Origin of the sequence: Paenibacillus sp. FSL R10-2782, assembly GCF_038592985.1 — a bacterium.
GTDB lineage: Bacteria > Bacillota > Bacilli > Paenibacillales > Paenibacillaceae > Paenibacillus > Paenibacillus terrae_C.
Window position 1 is genome coordinate 2,336,586 of sequence record NZ_CP151951.1, and the last position, 16,875, is coordinate 2,353,460.

General features: G+C 45.7%; 13 protein-coding genes. 9 read left to right on the plus strand and 4 right to left on the minus strand.

Annotated features, from left to right (window positions below):
- Positions 1-47: 47 nt before the first annotated feature.
- Positions 48-656 carry a TIR domain-containing protein gene (locus NST83_RS10905; RefSeq protein ID WP_342417579.1) on the plus strand — a complete coding sequence of 203 codons (609 nt, stop codon included), beginning with the start codon at positions 48-50 and terminating at the stop codon, positions 654-656.
- 178 nt (positions 657-834) lie between these two features.
- Positions 835-1,320 carry a tetratricopeptide repeat protein gene (locus NST83_RS10910; RefSeq protein ID WP_342417924.1) on the plus strand — a complete coding sequence of 162 codons (486 nt, stop codon included), beginning with the start codon at positions 835-837 and terminating at the stop codon, positions 1,318-1,320.
- Between the two features lie 185 nt (positions 1,321-1,505).
- Here NST83_RS10910 and budA read toward each other — a convergent pair whose 3' ends face one another.
- Positions 1,506-2,252 (minus strand): acetolactate decarboxylase, encoded by a 747-nt coding sequence (budA, locus tag NST83_RS10915; RefSeq protein WP_342417580.1) that lies wholly within the window; start codon positions 2,250-2,252, stop codon positions 1,506-1,508.
- A gap of 161 nt (positions 2,253-2,413) precedes the next feature.
- The gene (gene alsS / locus NST83_RS10920) at positions 2,414-4,111 is read right to left on the minus strand and encodes an acetolactate synthase AlsS (RefSeq protein ID WP_342417581.1); all 1,698 of its coding nucleotides are present in this window, start codon (positions 4,109-4,111) and stop codon (positions 2,414-2,416) included.
- A gap of 637 nt (positions 4,112-4,748) precedes the next feature.
- Between alsS and uxaC the strand changes: the two genes are divergently transcribed.
- The 3 genes from uxaC to NST83_RS10935 all read left to right on the plus strand — a co-directional run bounded on the left by uxaC (position 4,749) and on the right by NST83_RS10935 (position 8,807).
- Complete coding sequence (gene uxaC, locus NST83_RS10925; protein WP_342417582.1) at positions 4,749-6,173, plus strand: glucuronate isomerase; 1,425 nt, start codon at positions 4,749-4,751, stop codon at positions 6,171-6,173.
- 148 nt (positions 6,174-6,321) lie between these two features.
- Positions 6,322-7,722 (plus strand): glycoside-pentoside-hexuronide (GPH):cation symporter, encoded by a 1,401-nt coding sequence (locus NST83_RS10930; protein WP_137062872.1) that lies wholly within the window; start codon positions 6,322-6,324, stop codon positions 7,720-7,722.
- An 86-nt stretch (positions 7,723-7,808) separates the two neighbouring features.
- Positions 7,809-8,807 (plus strand): LacI family DNA-binding transcriptional regulator, encoded by a 999-nt coding sequence (locus tag NST83_RS10935; protein ID WP_342417583.1) that lies wholly within the window; start codon positions 7,809-7,811, stop codon positions 8,805-8,807.
- A gap of 109 nt (positions 8,808-8,916) precedes the next feature.
- On the opposite strand, the gene poxB is transcribed toward NST83_RS10935, so the two are convergent.
- The gene (gene poxB / locus NST83_RS10940; protein ID WP_342417584.1) at positions 8,917-10,641 is read right to left on the minus strand and encodes a ubiquinone-dependent pyruvate dehydrogenase; all 1,725 of its coding nucleotides are present in this window, start codon (positions 10,639-10,641) and stop codon (positions 8,917-8,919) included.
- 272 nt (positions 10,642-10,913) lie between these two features.
- Between poxB and NST83_RS10945 the strand changes: the two genes are divergently transcribed.
- The 4 genes from NST83_RS10945 (at position 10,914) to NST83_RS10960 (ending at position 15,597) form a co-directional block, all read left to right on the plus strand.
- Complete coding sequence (locus tag NST83_RS10945) at positions 10,914-12,407, plus strand: tagaturonate reductase (protein WP_342417585.1); 1,494 nt, start codon at positions 10,914-10,916, stop codon at positions 12,405-12,407.
- Positions 12,408-12,424: 17 nt separating this feature from the next.
- Positions 12,425-13,924, plus strand: a complete 1,500-nt coding sequence (locus tag NST83_RS10950; protein ID WP_137062876.1) for an altronate dehydratase family protein — start codon at positions 12,425-12,427, stop codon at positions 13,922-13,924.
- A 130-nt stretch (positions 13,925-14,054) separates the two neighbouring features.
- Positions 14,055-14,501 (plus strand): acetyltransferase, encoded by a 447-nt coding sequence (locus NST83_RS10955; RefSeq protein WP_137062877.1) that lies wholly within the window; start codon positions 14,055-14,057, stop codon positions 14,499-14,501.
- Positions 14,502-14,739: 238 nt separating this feature from the next.
- Positions 14,740-15,597 carry a DNA-binding protein gene (locus tag NST83_RS10960; RefSeq protein WP_342417586.1) on the plus strand — a complete coding sequence of 286 codons (858 nt, stop codon included), beginning with the start codon at positions 14,740-14,742 and terminating at the stop codon, positions 15,595-15,597.
- Between the two features lie 188 nt (positions 15,598-15,785).
- Here the strand turns inward: NST83_RS10960 and NST83_RS10965 are convergent, their stop codons facing one another.
- Positions 15,786-16,676, minus strand: a complete 891-nt coding sequence (locus NST83_RS10965) for a hypothetical protein (protein ID WP_342417587.1) — start codon at positions 16,674-16,676, stop codon at positions 15,786-15,788.
- Positions 16,677-16,875 lie beyond the last annotated feature (199 nt).

Consider the following 16,875-nt stretch of genomic DNA (forward strand, 5'->3'; position numbering starts at 1 on the left):
GAATATTCTAAGTAAGTATTCTTACTTAATAAAGGTGTGAATAAAATATGGCTTATAAAACTTTTATTTCATATAAATATTCTGAGGCAGGAGAACTCAGAAATCGTATTATAGAGTCTTTAGGAGAAGATGTAAAATACTATCAAGGTGAAACCAGTGAGTCCCCTGATTTTTCTGATCAGACCACCGATTATATTAAAGATAAGTTAAAGGATATGATTTACTCAACGTCCGTCACAATAGTTGTGATTTCCCCAAATATAAAAAATAGTAATTGGATTGATTGGGAAATCGAATATTCATTAAAACAAATAAAGCGAGGGGATAGAAAATCCGGTACTAATGGTGTTCTTGGAGTAGTCATGAAGTATAGCGGAGACTATTCTTGGCTAAGACCAAGATCCACTAATCACGATGGGCATACAGCGATACAAACAAATAATGAATACCTCTATGATATTATTGTTAATAATCGCTTTAATCAAGATCCAAAGGAGTATACCTGTGAAGTATGTGGAAATATAGATACTCTCAAAGGCTCATATATTTCATTAGTAAATGAAGAGGATTTTTTTATGAATCCTAATAAATATATTGATAACGCTTATGAGAAAAGTAAAAAACTTCAGAATTATAAAATTTCAAGAACAAGATAAAAAAGTTGATTGACCTTGACAATTATCAATAAGACAAGGGAAAAACTGTACTATATAATTACATTTTTTTAGAAAATAAAGTATATTAATGAGAATATTGAGTAAAGATTTATATGTATTCAGAAAATGGGACCATGATCTATTTAATATTAGCTAATATCGAAACGAGTGATCTGATATTAACGATATTATTGCAAAAGCCAGTGAGCTAAGACGCACAGGACAGGCAGAGGAAGCGCGTGAGCTTCTACTAAAGGCACTGGAGCAGGAGACCAATGATGCAGAGCTATGGTATCAGACAGCCTGGACGCATGATGCTTTAGGCCTGGAGAGGGAAGCAGTCTCTTTTTATGAAAAAAGTCTAGGTATGACGTTGTCCGCAGAATCAAGGAAAGGAGCCATTCTGGGATTAGGCAGTACATATCGTGTACTGGGAGAGTACGCCAAAGCCAAAGTCTGGCTGGAAACCGGGATGGACGAATTTTCAGATTATAGGCCCTTTCGGGTATTTTATGCGATGGTGTTATATAATCTGGGTGAATACGGGAAGGCGATGGAGGGGCTGCTCATGGAGCTGGCTGAAACGACCTCGGACTCATCGACACAAGCCTACTCACGCGCGATTCAATATTATGCCGATAAGCTAGATCAGATTGAGACGTAAGTATGAAATGATGAAAAAGACAACAGACTAACCAACATCGAGCATTTTCAGAATTGCATATTAGAAAAGATCGCAGCCGGAGAGCATCAAGCATCTCTTCCAGGCTGCGATCTTTTGGTTTCTGTATAATGTAGAATCTCATTCATAACAAATTCTATTGTACCTTGTTGAGTCATACCCTGTGATTATTGCACACCTTCAGTAACGGCGATTTCCTTCTCCAGATTTTCTCTGGACAGGTTGGCGGTCAAATAATCCGGTGTATCGGGCAGAACGAGGTGCAGATTGGATTTTTGGCAAACACGGATTGTACACTTGTCGACAACAAAATCAAAGACATGCCCGCCTCCGGTGCGTTCGTCGTTAATAAAGTGCAAATGGAACCCGGCCACTCCAATTCCTTGAGCGTAAGCAGGTGTCCAAAACCCGGTAATCACGCCGGAAGCGTCGTTAAAAGAGAACGTTGGCTGTGATTTGGTTACTTCGATAAAAGGCTTGTAAGGCTTCACCTGGTGAGGCACGGTGCGTGTCTTCACTTCACGAAAAGTGCCGTCCATACGGAAGGCGAAGAACAGATTACGACTTGGGAACAACTTTAGCAGCAGGGCTTCCAACTCTTCACGATGCATGGGACGGTCAATAGTGTATGTGAAATCTTCACGGAAAAAGGTGACTGTGGAAAAGGGAGTTGTCTCTTCCGGTTTTACACGATGGGCCGTACCGTCTGGCAGCAAGTGATAAAACTCACCATCAAACGCAATCATCTCACCATTCAGTTGATCAAAGGTACCGAGCCCGAAATCCCCGTGCTTTTGCAGTTCCTTGAAGGAAACGACTCCGTCATAAAGACCATCCAATAAAGCGAGCATCGTGGACGTTTGGTAAATATCATGATCAGCTTCTTGCTTTGTTTCCAGTTCTGCAATGGTCATGGCAATACACTTCCTTTTGTGATTGGATGCATTTATTTTCTTTTATTTTCAATAATAAACGTAAATTTTCAGTAAATAACATGAACAACTCAAAAAACTCATGAAAAAACGTTAAACTTCATTTATTGTCACGAAGTCGTCACGATTGGGTAACAGTGAAGTCAGTTTAACTGATTGGGCAGCAGTTTACGTCCCAACTGGATATTATCCTGATAATCAATCGGAATATCGACGACCACGGGGCCATCGGTATGTAGTGCCTGTTGCAATACGCTTTCCAGTTCTTCAGGGGAATGTACACGCAATCCGGTTGCCCCGAAGCTTTCGGCATATTTCACGACATCCACATCCCCGAATTCTACGCCGGAGGTTCTGCCATATTTAATCTGTTGTTGAAAAGCGACCATGTCGTAGGCACCGTCTCTCCATACGATGTGCACCAGTGGGGAGTTGAGACGTACGGCGGTTTCAAGTTCCATGGATGAGAAAAGAAATCCTCCGTCGCCGGAAATGGAAACGACTTTTTGACCAGGATTGACGAGAGTGGCAGCAATGCCCCAGGGAAGAGCTACACCTAGCGTCTGCATCCCGTTACTGAACAGAAGGCGACGCGGCTCATATGAGCGGAAATACCGAGCCATCCAAATGTAGTGCGAACCAACATCACAGGTGACTGTGACATGATCATCAATCAGGCTGCGCAGCGTACGAATGAATTGCAATGGATGAATCAGATAGTCGTGCTTGCGAGCAGGGACGGCAGCTTGCTCATTTAGATCGTGGCGGAGACGGTTCAGTTGGGCGCATGAGGTTTCAGACAGCTTTAATGCAGGCAATTCTTCTGCGAGACTCCGCACGATCAGAGCTATATTACCGATCAGTTCGTAATCCGGTTGATAATCATGGTCGATATCCGCCTGATGATCATCGAGATGAATGAGGGTTCGGTTTGCAGGAATGTTCCAGTTTTTCGGATCGTATTCAATGGGGTCATAGCCAATGGTCAGCACCAGATCTGCGGCTCCAAGGAGCATGTCACCCGGCTGATTGTGGAACAAGCCCACTCGACCCAAATAGTGATCCTCCAGTTCGCGGGAAATGGCTCCGGCAGCCTGGAAGGTTTCGACGACAGGCAGATCTGTGTTCTGAATGAGTGCGCGGATGGCTGCTGTAGCTTCGGGAGTGCTGGCTTTCATACCAAGTAAAAGAACAGGTAACTTGGCATGGCTGATTTGGCCTGCTACTTGTTTGATAAGTCCGGCTGGTGCGGTTCCAAGCTGTGGAAGGGAAAGCTTCTCAATGGCGGTTACTTCGGATGACGAAGTCAACACGTCCTGCGGTAGACTGACAAAGGTTGCTCCAGGCTGTGCTGAGGTCGCAATCCGAAATGCGTTGGTAATGGCTTCTGGCACACTATCCGGATGCTCCACTTCCACACTGTATTTGGTGATAGGCTCGAATAACCCGGCGTTATCCATGGATTGGTGGGTGCGCTTCAAACGTTCGGATCTTGGAACTGCACCAGCGAGAGCGACGACGGGATCACTTTCCGCATTTGCGGTGACAAGTCCTGTAGCCAAATTCGACGCACCGGGGCCGGAAGTAACGAGACATACGCCCGGTTTACCAGTTAGGCGACCGACGGCTGCTGCCATAAAGGCGGCATTTTGCTCGTGACGGCATACGATCAGCTCCGGACCGCGTTCTTGAAGGACATCGAAAACCGAGTCGATCTTGGCACCTGGAATACCAAAAATGTGTGTTACACCTTGTTTAATCAAGCAATCGACAACGAGGTCGGCTCCTTTTGTAGCGGTTTTAGCATGGATAGCTTGCACTTTTGTACTCAACGCGATCACCTTTTCTTTGGAATATGATTATGAAATACTTTCAATGTAAAACATTGGTTGCATATGACAATTATAATACAATAACTGGTATTTTCAAGAAGAATATTTTCTGAAAAATATTGAAAAATAAAAAAACGTTTTCAAATATCGGTTTAAGAGGGTGGGTTGAAAAATACATATACTTGGTAATTAAGGTTTTAAAAACCATTTCCATGCCGAAAAATAAGTGAGGGTCATTGTTATTGAAAATGACAAGATGAAGGGGAAGAGGCTTGTGCCGGATCAGCTCGTTTGAAACACGAGTCTGTGCAGACTGGGTTATGTCTGAAATAAAGGTGGACGGAGAAAACAGATCAGTCGAAGTTGAGGCAGGTATGGTTTTTGTTCCTCCTCATGATAAAAATCACTTTCCTCTGCAAAGGATAGCGGTTACAATGTAATTGTTGTTAACGTAAACATTAAATTTAAGGAGAAGTAATCAAGGATGATTCGACATGCAGGTATCATTTTATAGCGGTATCATCTGATATAGAAGGTAACCTTTGTGCGTTGTAGAATCTATTACTGAATAGCAGCAAAATTGAATTCATTTTTGTTCACGTTAACAATTACTAAGAAACATGATTATAGAAGGGAAGAATGAGCCATGACCAAAGCATTTTTAGACGACAACTTTTTGTTGAGCAATCCGACGGCTGAAATTTTGTATCATCAGTATGCCAAGGATCTGCCGATTATTGACTATCACTGTCATTTAAGTCCACAGGAAATTTACGAAAATAAAACGTTCAAAAACATTACGGAAGCTTGGCTGTACGGAGATCATTACAAGTGGAGACTCATGCGGGCCAATGGAGTGGAGGAGCGCCTGATTACCGGAGATGCGGAAGACTATGACAAATTTTTGGCTTGGGCCAAAACCGTACCTACACTGATCGGCAACCCGCTATATCATTGGACGCATTTGGAGCTTCAGCGCTTTTTTGGTGTCCATGAGCTGCTGAACGAACAGAATGCATCTGTGATTTGGGAAAAGGTGACCCAAAAGCTGCAAGGGAAGGGCTTTGGGGCACGTGATCTGATTGTGAATTCAAAGGTAACCGTTGTATGCACTACGGATGATCCGACGGACCATCTCGAATATCATAAGCAAATCGGCAAACTGGCCGATTTTCCGGTGGCTGTACTGCCAAGCTTCCGCCCAGACAAAGCGCTGGAGATCAATCGTGAGACATTCCAGCCTTGGGTGGCTCGATTGGGTGAAGTGAGCGGACTGGATGTTTCCGGTCTGGAAGGATTTTTGAACGCGCTGGCGAGCCGGGTGCGTCACTTCCATGCTGTCGGAGGACGGGTGTCCGATCATGCGCTGGATACAGTCGTTTATGAAGAAACGACACGTGAGGAAGCGGCAGCGATATACAGCAAGGCGCTGGAGAAAGGCCATGTAACCCCAATAGAAGAGGCGAAATATAAATCGTACGTCCTGGTATTCCTTGGGAAACAGTATGCAGAGCATGGCTGGGCAATGCAGTATCATATTCACGCGTTGCGTAACAACAACACTGCCATGTTCCGTCGTTTGGGACCGGATACAGGCTACGATGCTGTAAATGACGGCTCCATCGCTGGCCCGCTGGCGGCATTACTGGACGCGCAGGAGCAGGCAGGGGGATTGCCGCGAACGATTTTGTATTCGCTTAATTCAGTTGATTATCCAGTGCTGGCAAGTCTCGCGGGCTGCTTCCAATCCGGCGGAACTGTGGGGAAAATCCAGTTTGGCACTGCATGGTGGTATAACGATCATATCGAAGGCATGCAGGAGCAGATGAAGCTGCTGGCCAACTACGGAGTGCTGTCTCGCTTTATCGGTATGCTAACGGATTCTCGTAGCTTCCTGTCCTACACACGCCACGAATATTTCCGACGTATACTGTGTGATTTGATCGGAACCTGGGTTCAGGAGGGCAAGGCGCCTGAGGATCTGGAGCTCCTCGGAGCTATGGTACAAAATATTTGCTACAACAATGCCAAGCAATATTTTAATTTTCCGACAGCGGTTCACAGCAAATGATGATATACAGAATGAACTTGTAAATTCATATTTCAATAGATGCCCTTGCCTAGAGTATTTTCAAGCTCCGGGTAAGGGGGATTGAAAACAGAATACGTATTCATTAAGTATGTGAAAATAATTACAAATATAGAGGAGTGAGCAGGGTATGGGAGTGCCTATCGTTCAGGAGAGCATCCAAACTGACAACAAGACAGGTGAGCAAATCAGCCTGAAAGAAAAGATTTCTTACGGTATGGGTGACTTTGGAAACGGGTTCATGTTTGATTTAGGACAGTTGTACCTGTTGAAATTCTTTACGGATGTAGCAGGTGTTTCAGCGGGAGCAGCCGCAGGCATTTTTCTGGTCAGCAAGCTGTTTGCTGCCATCTGCGATCCTATTGTCGGGTCCTTTGTCGATTATCGCAAGCATATTGGTCCACGCGGGAAATTCAGGCCCTTTCTTATCGTTGGAAGCGTTCTCCTTGCAATTCTTACGGTTCTAACCTTTATTTCACCGAACATTTCACCAACTGGCAAGCTCATTTATGCCTATGCATCTTATATGATCTGGGGAATTGGCTACTCTATTGTAAATATTCCGTATGGTTCACTGGGTGCGGCTATTACGCAGGATACCATTCAGCGGGCTTCGTTATCATCCTTCCGTCAGGCAGGCTCACTGGGAGCTTTATTCGTAACCAGTGTCATCGTTATGCCGCTTATTTTGCTGTTTCCCAACCATCATGTGGGGTATCCTGTTGTGATGGGAATCATGTCACTTATTGGTGTGATCGCTTTCATGATATGTTATTGGGGAACGAAGGAGCGTATTGTCAGTCAGTCGGGACCCAAGGAAAAACTCTCTTTTGGTGTGATCGTGCATACCTTTACGACGAACAAGCCTCTGCTGGTACTCGTTTTGATGACGATTTTTACCATTTCCGCGTACAATATCAAGTCCGCGCTGCTGATCTATTTTGCCGAATATAATTTGGGGCATGTAGAATTAATGGCTTATATGAATTTTATTATTATCGGTTCGTCGTTGCTGGGTGTGTTGTTCTTGCCCAAACTGGTGCGGCGCTTCGGTAAACGAAAAACAGCCATGCTTGGGATGCTGGTCAGTGTCATTGCCGACTCTATGAACTTCTTTATGCCATCGAATGTATATATTTTCACCATTCTGGCCAGTATTTCGTTCATTGGTATTAGTATTCCTAACGGGGTTACCTGGGCCTTTGTATCCGATATCATTGACTACGGTGAATGGTCATCCGGGGAGCGGAAAGAAGGGATTACCTACTCGTTGTTTAATTTTTCACGTAAATTGGCTCAATCTTTATCCGGCTTTCTTTCCGGTATTGGGCTGGCGCTTATCGGATATGTCCCGAATGTGGTTCAAACCTCTGGAACGCTGCTCGGAATTAAGGCGCTGCTGTGTCTCTATCCTGCTGTTGCCCTGCTCATTGCCATGCTGGTCATCGGTAAAATGTACAAGCTGACAGACAGCAGACATGCAGAAATGGTTCAAGAGCTACAGCGTCGACATGCTGATAACCGCGTATAATTTGTGAAAGTCTTCTTTTCCGGGCGGCTCTTGTGGTATGGTGGGTATATAATTTTTTAGAGCCTCAGTAAAGAAAGGATACGTATATGGCAGCTACCATTAAAGACATTGCCAAATTGGCGAATGTTTCCCATACGACCGTCTCCCGGGCGCTCAACAATAGCCCACTGATCAAAGAAGATACCAAGCGCAAAATTATGGAGCTGGCGGAGCAACTCAATTACATTCCGAACTTTAACGCCAAAAGCCTTGTCCTCCAGCGCTCGCATACGATTGGCCTGTTTTTCACCAGTATTTCAGAAGGCACCAGCTCCAGCTTTTTTGCGGACACCATCCGTGGAGTGAATCATGTCATTGGGGTGGATTACAATCTGTTTGTGCGAGGGATTGACGATTACGCCGATTTTTCGGCCATTCACCGCAAGCGTTTTGATGGCATCATCCTGATGAGTCAGAGCGAGGCGGACAACCCATTTATTTATCATGTGCTCGGTCAGGGCATTCCGCTCGTCGTGCTGAATCGGCAAGTGCCCGGGGCAGGCATTGTGAATGTCATTTCGAACGATAAGGAAGGATCCTATGCAGCAGTTTCTTTTCTCATTGAAAGCGGTCATGAACGCATCGCGATCATTGAAGGGGTAGAAGGCTTTAAGTCCACCCAGCAACGGCGCGAGGGCTTCATGAATGCGCTGATTGACAGCGGCAAGCCGATTCGGCACGAATACATCATGCATGGCCATTATGACACCGAAAGTGGAAGCCAAGCGATGAAGCAGTTGCTTTCCTTGGAGGAACCGCCGACGGCGGTGTTTTGTTCTAACGATGACATGGCTATCGGGGCGATGAACGCAGTATTCGAGCACGGCTTAAAAGTACCGGACGATGTCTCGGTCATTGGATTTGACGATATCGGCTTTTCGATGTATACGACCCCGCCGTTAACGACGGTCAAAAGACCGATTGAGCAGATTAGCGCGCGTGGAGCCGCATGTATTTTGGAACGAATCCAGTCACCGTCAAACGAGGGCGAACTCATATTTATGGAAACCGCGCTCATGAAGCGGAAATCGACAGCAGACAGGTAGCGTTAAGCTTGATTTTATTGGAAAAGGGCAGACCAAAAAGGGCAGGTTCAGTGCATGACGCGCTGTTCCTGCCCCTTTTTTATTAAAATATGTGCAAGTGTGGCGGCTTTTATCGTAAAAGATTGGTTTTCGCCAGTTCAATAATTTCGTCACCGCGCCCATTCAGCACAGCTTTCATCATCCACAGTGTAAAACCTTCAGCCTGTTTGAGATTAATCTTGGGTGGCATGGATAGCTCCTGACGATTGACCACTACATCCACCACCACAGGACCATCGTGAGCCAATGCCTGTTGAATCGCGTCCTCCAGCATCGCCGGATCTTCGACTCGAATTCCCTTGAGACCCATGGCTTCCGCTACAGCGCCAAAATCAGGATTCACCAGCTCGGTGCCGTTTTCCAGAAAGCCGGCTGCTTTCATTTCCAGTTCAACAAAACCGAGGGCGCCGTTATTGAAAACAATGACTTTTACAGGTAACTGATGCTGTTTCAGGGTAAGCAGATCGCCCATCAGCATCGTCAATCCGCCATCACCAGATAGAGCAATCACCTGTCGGTCAGGCTCAGTGGCTTGTGCCCCAATCGCTTGCGGCAATGCACTTGCCATCGTTCCGTGATTGAAGGAGCCGATCAGTCGGCGTTGGCCGTTCATTTGTAAATAACGTGCTGCCCACACGGTAGGCGTACCCACATCACAGGTGAAAATGGCATTTTCATGTGCGGCATCACTGACGACCTTGGTGAGATATTGTGGATGGATTGGTGTATGACCGGGTTTACCAACCGCCAGTTCATCCAGTTCCTGACGCACCTTGGTATAGTGGGAGACGGTTTTTTCCAAATGCTTGGAATCATGCTCTGTCGTTAAATGAGGAAGCAGCATTTCCAACGTTGCTTGTACATCCCCGCACAGCCCATACGTTAAAGGAGTGCGTCTGCCGAGGTGGGCAGGCTCAATATCCACTTGCAGCACAACTGCATTTTCGGGATAAAACTGTCTGTAAGGAAAGTCTGTTCCGAGCATAAGCAGGACGTCACAATCCATCATTGCATGGTACCCGGAAGAATACCCGATCAGCCCCGTCAAGCCTGCATAATAAGGATTGTTATACTCCAGATATTCCTTGCCCCGAAGGGCAGCAACCATAGGGGATTTCAACTTGTCGCACAGTTGCATGAGCAATTCGTGGGATTTCGCACAGCCGGAGCCGCATAACAAAGTGATTCGTTTGCCTTGATTCAGGTACTCGGCCAGCCGGGAAATTTCCGAAGCTGACGGATGCACCACAGGTGCAGTGGGATGGTAGACATGTTCAGGAATAGGCGCCTTTTCCGCTGCTAAAGCTGCCACATCCCCGGGAAGAACAATGACGGAGACACCTGAACGTGAAACGGCCTGTTGTATAGCCATCGTAACGGTTCTTGGAATTTGTCGTGGAGTCGTAATGACCTCACAGAAGTGGCTGCATTCCCCGAAAAGATGCTCAGGATGTGTAGCCTGGAAATATTCGCTTCCAATTTCGTCGCTTGGAATGTGGGCCGCAATAGCGAGAACAGGTACCCGATTGCGGTGACAATCATATAATCCGTTAATAAGATGTAGATTTCCGGGACCACTGCTGCCAGCGCACACTGCAATGCTGCCGGTAAGATCAGCATCAGCCCCGGCTGCAAAGGCTGCCACTTCTTCGTGCCGCACATGAATCCATTCAATTTGACCGTCGCTTCGAATGGAATCGACCATATTATTTAAGGAATCTCCAACGATACCATAAATTCGCTTGACCCCTGCATTGATTAAAACTTCTACAATAGTATCTGCGATTGTCTTCATAGATGTTCCTCCTGCCTAGTAAGTAACGTTATCCTGCCCGTGCTATCTTGCATCTATTCTAATTAGCCTTAACCGTCCTAGCTCAGGTGCGAAACAGCGGGAAGATAATCATGGATCCGCGAAAGGTTGCATAGTTTATATGTTAACGTGTTCGTATTATTGTCATTAATATTTTAAAAAACCAAAAATGTTGAGAAAACTATTTTGTTAACGTGTGCATTGTGATAAAATGTTGTTGAAATCATTAAGGTAATAATGGGAGGTTACTCCGGATGAAACAAGTAGATGAACTAGACCAACTAAACAGAAAAAGCTTCATTGTATCCAGTCCTTTTCCTGAAAGGGTGCTGCAATTTGGGGAAGGCAATTTCCTGCGTGCTTTTGTAGATTGGCAATTCGATAAAATGAATAAGCAGGCAGAGTGGAATACAGGTGTCGTTATTGTGCAGCCACAGGCAGGAGGCATGGTGGAGAAGCTCAACGAGCAGGGTGGCCTGTATACGGTTATTCTCGAAGGGATGAAGGATGGGCAGGCCGTGAAGGAGCATACTGTTGTGGAATGCGTCACCCGAGGGCTTAACCCGTACGGCCCAGATTGGTCAGAATATGAGGCACTGATCCAAAAACCGGAGCTGCGCTTTGTCGTATCGAACACGACAGAGGCAGGAATTGCTTACGGACCGGAGGATCGGCTGGAAGATCGCCCGCAAAAGAGCTTTCCAGGTAAGCTGGCTGCTTTGCTCTATAAGCGCTTTCAATTTTTCAATGGAGATCCAAGCAAGGGCCTGGTAATCATTCCATGCGAGCTGATCGACCGCAATGGAGATGCGCTCAAGGAAATTGTATTGAAATATGTAGATCAGTGGAAGCTTGGAGCTGAGTTTACATCCTGGCTGGAGGAAGCGAATACGTTCTGCAACAGCCTCGTGGATCGGATTGTGCCGGGTTATCCCAAGGACCGGATCACAGAGATTCAAGCAGAGTTAGGGTATAAGGACAGCCTGATCGTTGTCGGTGAACAGTATCACCTGTGGGTCATCGAAGGACCACAATGGCTCAAGGAAGAATTACCTGCTCATCTGGCTGGACTGAACGTACTGATCGTCGACGATATGGCGCCATACCGTACACGCAAGGTGCGTATTTTGAACGGGGCACATACGGCGCTTACGCCTGTCGCTTATTTATATGGTTTGGATACGGTAGGGCAGGCGGTCGAGCATGATGTCGTGGGTGCTTTTATCCAGTCACTCATTCGAGAAGAAGTGATTCCAACGCTGGATTCCCCAGCAGCGGAATTGAATGTATACGCCGATGATGTCATTGAACGGTTTCATAATCCGTATGTGAGTCATTATGTCATGAGCATTGCACTGAATTCCATATCCAAGTTCAAGACACGTAATTTGCCTTCCTTGCTTCAATATGTGGAGCAACATAAGGAATTACCTGTAAAAACGGTATTTTCGCTGGCATCCTTATTCGTATTTTACGGGGGAAAGAGAGACGGCGAACCGATTGCCTTGGCAGACGAAGCGGAAGTGTTGACCGCATTTGGCGAGCTGTGGAGCGGATATAACGGAACACTTGCCGGAGCGAAGCAATTAACGGCACAGATACTGAGCAAGCATACCTGGTGGGGGCAAGACCTAAACCAGATTGCAGGATTGGCTGAACAGACGGCACAGCATGTGTATGAGATTACAAGCAGGGGAATGAAGGATACGCTGGATTCTCTAACCGGGAACAGCGTACCCAGAGCATAAGCAAGGAGGAGACTGGAATGCTGGAATTCATTCAAATTCATGATCAAGATAACGTGGCTGTTGCTTTACGTGATTACAAGCAGGGCGAGACGCTGGCGTGGGGAACGCATGGAGAACAGCGCGTGATGTTGGCTGAGGATGTGGCGCGTGGGCATAAAATTGCATTGCAGAACATTCCTGAAGGTGGAAATGTGCTGAAATACGGATATCCGATCGGCCATGCCATTCAGCCCATTCAGGCAGGGCAGCATGTGCATACGCATAATACGAAGACGAATCTGACGGGCGTGGAGGAGTACTCTTACAAGCCTAAGCCAGCGCCTCATTTATATGAACAGGAGAGTCGTACGTTTCAGGGTTATCGCCGAAAGGACGGCCGCGTGGGGATTCGCAATGAGTTGTGGATTGTGCCAACGGTCGGTTGTGTGAACGGGATTGCCGAGCTTATTTTAAACCGTTTCAAGCAGGAAGCAGGCGATATTTCGCCTTTTGAAAATGCACTTGTGCTCAAGCATAACTACGGCTGTTCCCAGTTGGGAGACGATCATGCATATACGCGCACGATTTTGATTGATGCGGTGAAGCATTCCAATGCGGGTGGCGTGCTGGTTCTTGGCTTAGGTTGCGAGAACAATGAAATGAAGGAGTTTAAGGAAGCCATCGGGGAATATGACCCGGAACGGGTGAAGTTTTTACTTTCCCAGGAAGTATCGGATGAAGTGGAGGAAGGGGTACGGCTGCTTCATGAAATTTATGCGGCTGTGCAGGAAGATCGGCGAGAGCCTGTACCTTTAGCTGAGCTGAATATCGGGCTAAAATGCGGCGGCTCTGACGGCCTGTCCGGTATTACCGCCAATCCGCTGCTCGGTCGGCTGTCGGATTATATGGCTGCGCAGGGCGGAACGACGGTACTGACTGAGGTACCGGAAATGTTCGGCGCGGAGACGATTCTTATGGAACGTGCGGCAGACGAGGAAGTATTCGGCAAAATCGTGCATCTGATTAACGATTTCAAGCAATATTTTCTGGATTACAAGCAGCCGGTATACGAAAATCCGTCGCCGGGCAACAAAGCAGGAGGCATCACGACACTGGAAGATAAATCGTTGGGCTGTACGCAAAAGTCCGGCTCTTCTACGGTCACCGATGTCATTCAGTACGGGGAGCGTCTCAAAACCAAGGGACTCAACTTGCTCAGCGCACCGGGGAACGATCTGGTTGCTTCTTCGGCGCTTGCGGCAGCGGGCTGCCAGCTCGTTATTTTCACAACTGGACGCGGTACGCCTTTCGGTTCCTTCGTTCCGACGATGAAGGTTTCGACCAACTCGCCGCTTTATAAGGCCAAACCCCATTGGATCGACTACAATGCAGGTTCACTGGTGGAGGATGTTAGTATGGAGGATGCGCTCCGCAGCTTTGTGGATTACATTGTCGATGTAGCCAGCGGAACCTGGGTGAACAACGAGAAGAACAATTTCAGAGAGCTGGCTATTTTTAAAAACGGTGTTACGTTGTAATCCTTTACAACGAATGGGGAGGCGGAAGAATTCTGTCTCCCTTTTGATGTTTGTTTGTCTCTTAATAAATATGTTAGACTTACTGGAAAAGTTAACTTAATGAAATTTTACGAGTACGGGGGGATATGAAGTGCAGAATGAAATTGTTGCTTATCGGGAAGAAAATCATGATCAGCTCGTAGATATTTGGCATCGGGCTGTACGTCAGACTCACACATTTTTGACGGAAGAAGACATTCAATTTTACCATCATATCGTGCGAAATGGTGCACTAAGAGAAGTTGAGATTTGGATGGAGTGGAACGAAAACCAAGATCCAATAGGGTTTATCGGACTGGACGGGATTAAAATAGAGATGTTATTCGTTGACCCTAAGCGACACGGACAGGGCACAGGCAGCCGCTTAATCCGGCATGCTGAAAAAATAAAAGGCAAACGTCTCAAAGTGGACGTTAATGAGCAAAACGAACATGCACATGCTTTCTACAAACATTATGGCTTTGTACAAACAGGGCGATCCGCACTGGACGGATCAGGGCGAGCATTCCCTTTACTTCATTTGGAGAAAAACAAATGAACGATTGAAGTTTACCAAATCCCTAAATCCCGTTTACCTCTGCGTAAATGGGATTTTTTCTCATAAAAAGCTTGCGACATAGTTGATTTTATGATATAACTTAATTAAGTAATAATTACGTAATTAAGTTATATCATAAAATCATTAAATCATATCATGAACGGCATTCAGTTCATTCTTTGGTTTGGTGAACTTTCTATTTCGTGAATATGATAAGTCGGACAAGGAGGTGGGGAGGGTGGATGAACTTGTTCACTCCGACATCACAGATTTAGATACACTTGTTAATATGATTAAGCTGTCATTTTCGTTTAAAGACGGAGCCAATATGATTGCATTATGTGATCATCTGTACGACCGTGCCAGCCAGAAGTATCAGGAGTTACAGTTCTACAAAGCACACAAGAAACCCGTACAATCCATACATACCAGACGTCCACTAGTATATTACTATGGATACAGTCATCTGATGAAAGGAATGGCCTTCCAGAAACAGGGCAAATATGATGAAGCCCGAGATTGCATCGAAAAGTATGCCGAATTGGGCTGGTTCAATGGTCTTGATCCTCACGGGGAAGCGGAAGTCGAGTATTATCGCCATGCAGCTAAAGCCAATCAGTATGCTCTTGATATTTTGTCAGGCTGTTTCGAAGTGTTGCAGGAATATGTTCAATTTCTTCAGGACAATCCAGAAGAACTGTTACCGGGGCTTCTTTCCATCGTGGAGGGGGCATCCAGGCACGACTATTCTTTAGAGACTGTGCTAGAGCCCTTTGTTGAACAAATTGACGATTTCAAATATCTCGAAGAGCCTGTGAATGTGTCTTATTATTTTCGCTTTTGCTATCAACTGTCTCTCTATTACATCAAGCAGCAGCAGTTCACGGTTGCGCTGGACTATATTTTGCAATCCCTCATGCTGTCAGATACCCTGGGTATGGAACATGAGCATGAGTTCAGGAAGTGTACCGCCATATTTGAGATTTTCAGATCCCAAGCTACGGCAACACAGCAAGACCAATATATAACTATTTTAAAAGGAGTGTTAAAGGATGAAAAAATTGATTTCACAGCCTCTGTCGCTCAGTCTGTTTAGCTTGTTGGTGTTTGTTACAGGTCATGACCTCATTTCCGTGTTTTATCATGGAGCAAATCATTAATTGGTCAGAAGTAAGTAGAAAAAAGTTCTCCAGCAAGTAGATATTTGATGTAAAAGTATGCCAAATAGCAAGTAAGCTCATTAGGAATCGGGCTTGCTTGCTATTTGGCGTCGTTATATGAAAACTAAGCAGTTGTAGGCTTACGCAAAGCACCCTGCTCTGATGGATGCAATGAAATTTTCAACTGCTGGTAGGCCGGGAATGTTTCTTCTAAAAGGTACGGTGCACTTTTGAATGCCGCATCCAATGCCCGTAGAAAAGAACCGACGAACTGCTCTGGAGAAAAGTAAATGCTTTGCCCGATCATGTGAATGTGAAGCTCATTATGATCCCGGTTGCTCACCGAAAGCAATAATCCCTTGCCCTGAAAACCCGTTTCGATTGCACGTACTTTATTTATGCTTGAGAGCAGCATTTCTGTTTTCAACGCACGACCCTGTTCCTCTATAAACACGGAAATCAGGCGTTTATTCGTCACGATCATAATTTGGTTCCCCCGAAACGTATGGGTAAGATGCACAAAATCTTTATACACGCCAATCGTCTGCTCATGGGGAGAGATGATCCCCAAACGTACAAACTCAGCCAAGTCGGCGGCATCAGGCTCCTGATGATTTTTAATCCGTTTCTTGATACTAAATTGAATAGTGAGGATACACAAAATAGTTATGACAAAAGAAGTCAGTCGGGCATGAAACACGAAGAACATCAGGGCGATAGAGATGCCTACTACCCATTGTGCCCAGGTGAGATAAAGAAGCTTTTGTTGAACTGTAAGGCGATAGTACCAGTGGCCCTTTCCTGGCTGATATTCCGAAGTAAACCGGGTCATACCGCGTAACAGCCTTAAAGCATAGGCGGATAAAGCTGTTATCCCCAGGGAAAGAAACGTTAAAAGCCATTCTTGAGCCGCAATGCCGACTAAAGTACACAGGCCAAACAAAATGATTCCCGCCCAGCAGGCTACCTTTTTAATCCGTATCTGTTTTTGAATCGAACGAACCAATTCTTCCATTCTTCTTAATCCTCCTGATCTAGATGTATAGGTAATGATTGGAATAATATATAGGCTTATCGTACCATTGGATAGTCTTCTTCGTAAATTAATAGATTGTAAAAAATTCGCAACAGGCCAAAAATATTCTGCGACTCGGAATGCTGCTACCTGAACTTTAGACACCAAAATCAAAAAAATCGGTACTACTCATGAACAG

Coding starts and splice junctions, on each gene's coding strand:
- NST83_RS10930 (WP_137062872.1), top strand. CDS start 6,322: ATGGGAGTGCCTATCGTTCAGGAGAGCATCCAAACTGACAACAAGACA.
- NST83_RS10945 (WP_342417585.1), top strand. CDS start 10,914: ATGAAACAAGTAGATGAACTAGACCAACTAAACAGAAAAAGCTTCATT.
- NST83_RS10935 (WP_342417583.1), top strand. CDS start 7,809: ATGGCAGCTACCATTAAAGACATTGCCAAATTGGCGAATGTTTCCCAT.
- poxB (WP_342417584.1), bottom strand. CDS start 10,641: ATGAAGACAATCGCAGATACTATTGTAGAAGTTTTAATCAATGCAGGG.
- uxaC (WP_342417582.1), top strand. CDS start 4,749: ATGACCAAAGCATTTTTAGACGACAACTTTTTGTTGAGCAATCCGACG.
- NST83_RS10905 (WP_342417579.1), top strand. CDS start 48: ATGGCTTATAAAACTTTTATTTCATATAAATATTCTGAGGCAGGAGAA.
- budA (WP_342417580.1), bottom strand. CDS start 2,252: ATGACCATTGCAGAACTGGAAACAAAGCAAGAAGCTGATCATGATATT.
- NST83_RS10965 (WP_342417587.1), bottom strand. CDS start 16,676: ATGGAAGAATTGGTTCGTTCGATTCAAAAACAGATACGGATTAAAAAG.
- NST83_RS10950 (WP_137062876.1), top strand. CDS start 12,425: ATGCTGGAATTCATTCAAATTCATGATCAAGATAACGTGGCTGTTGCT.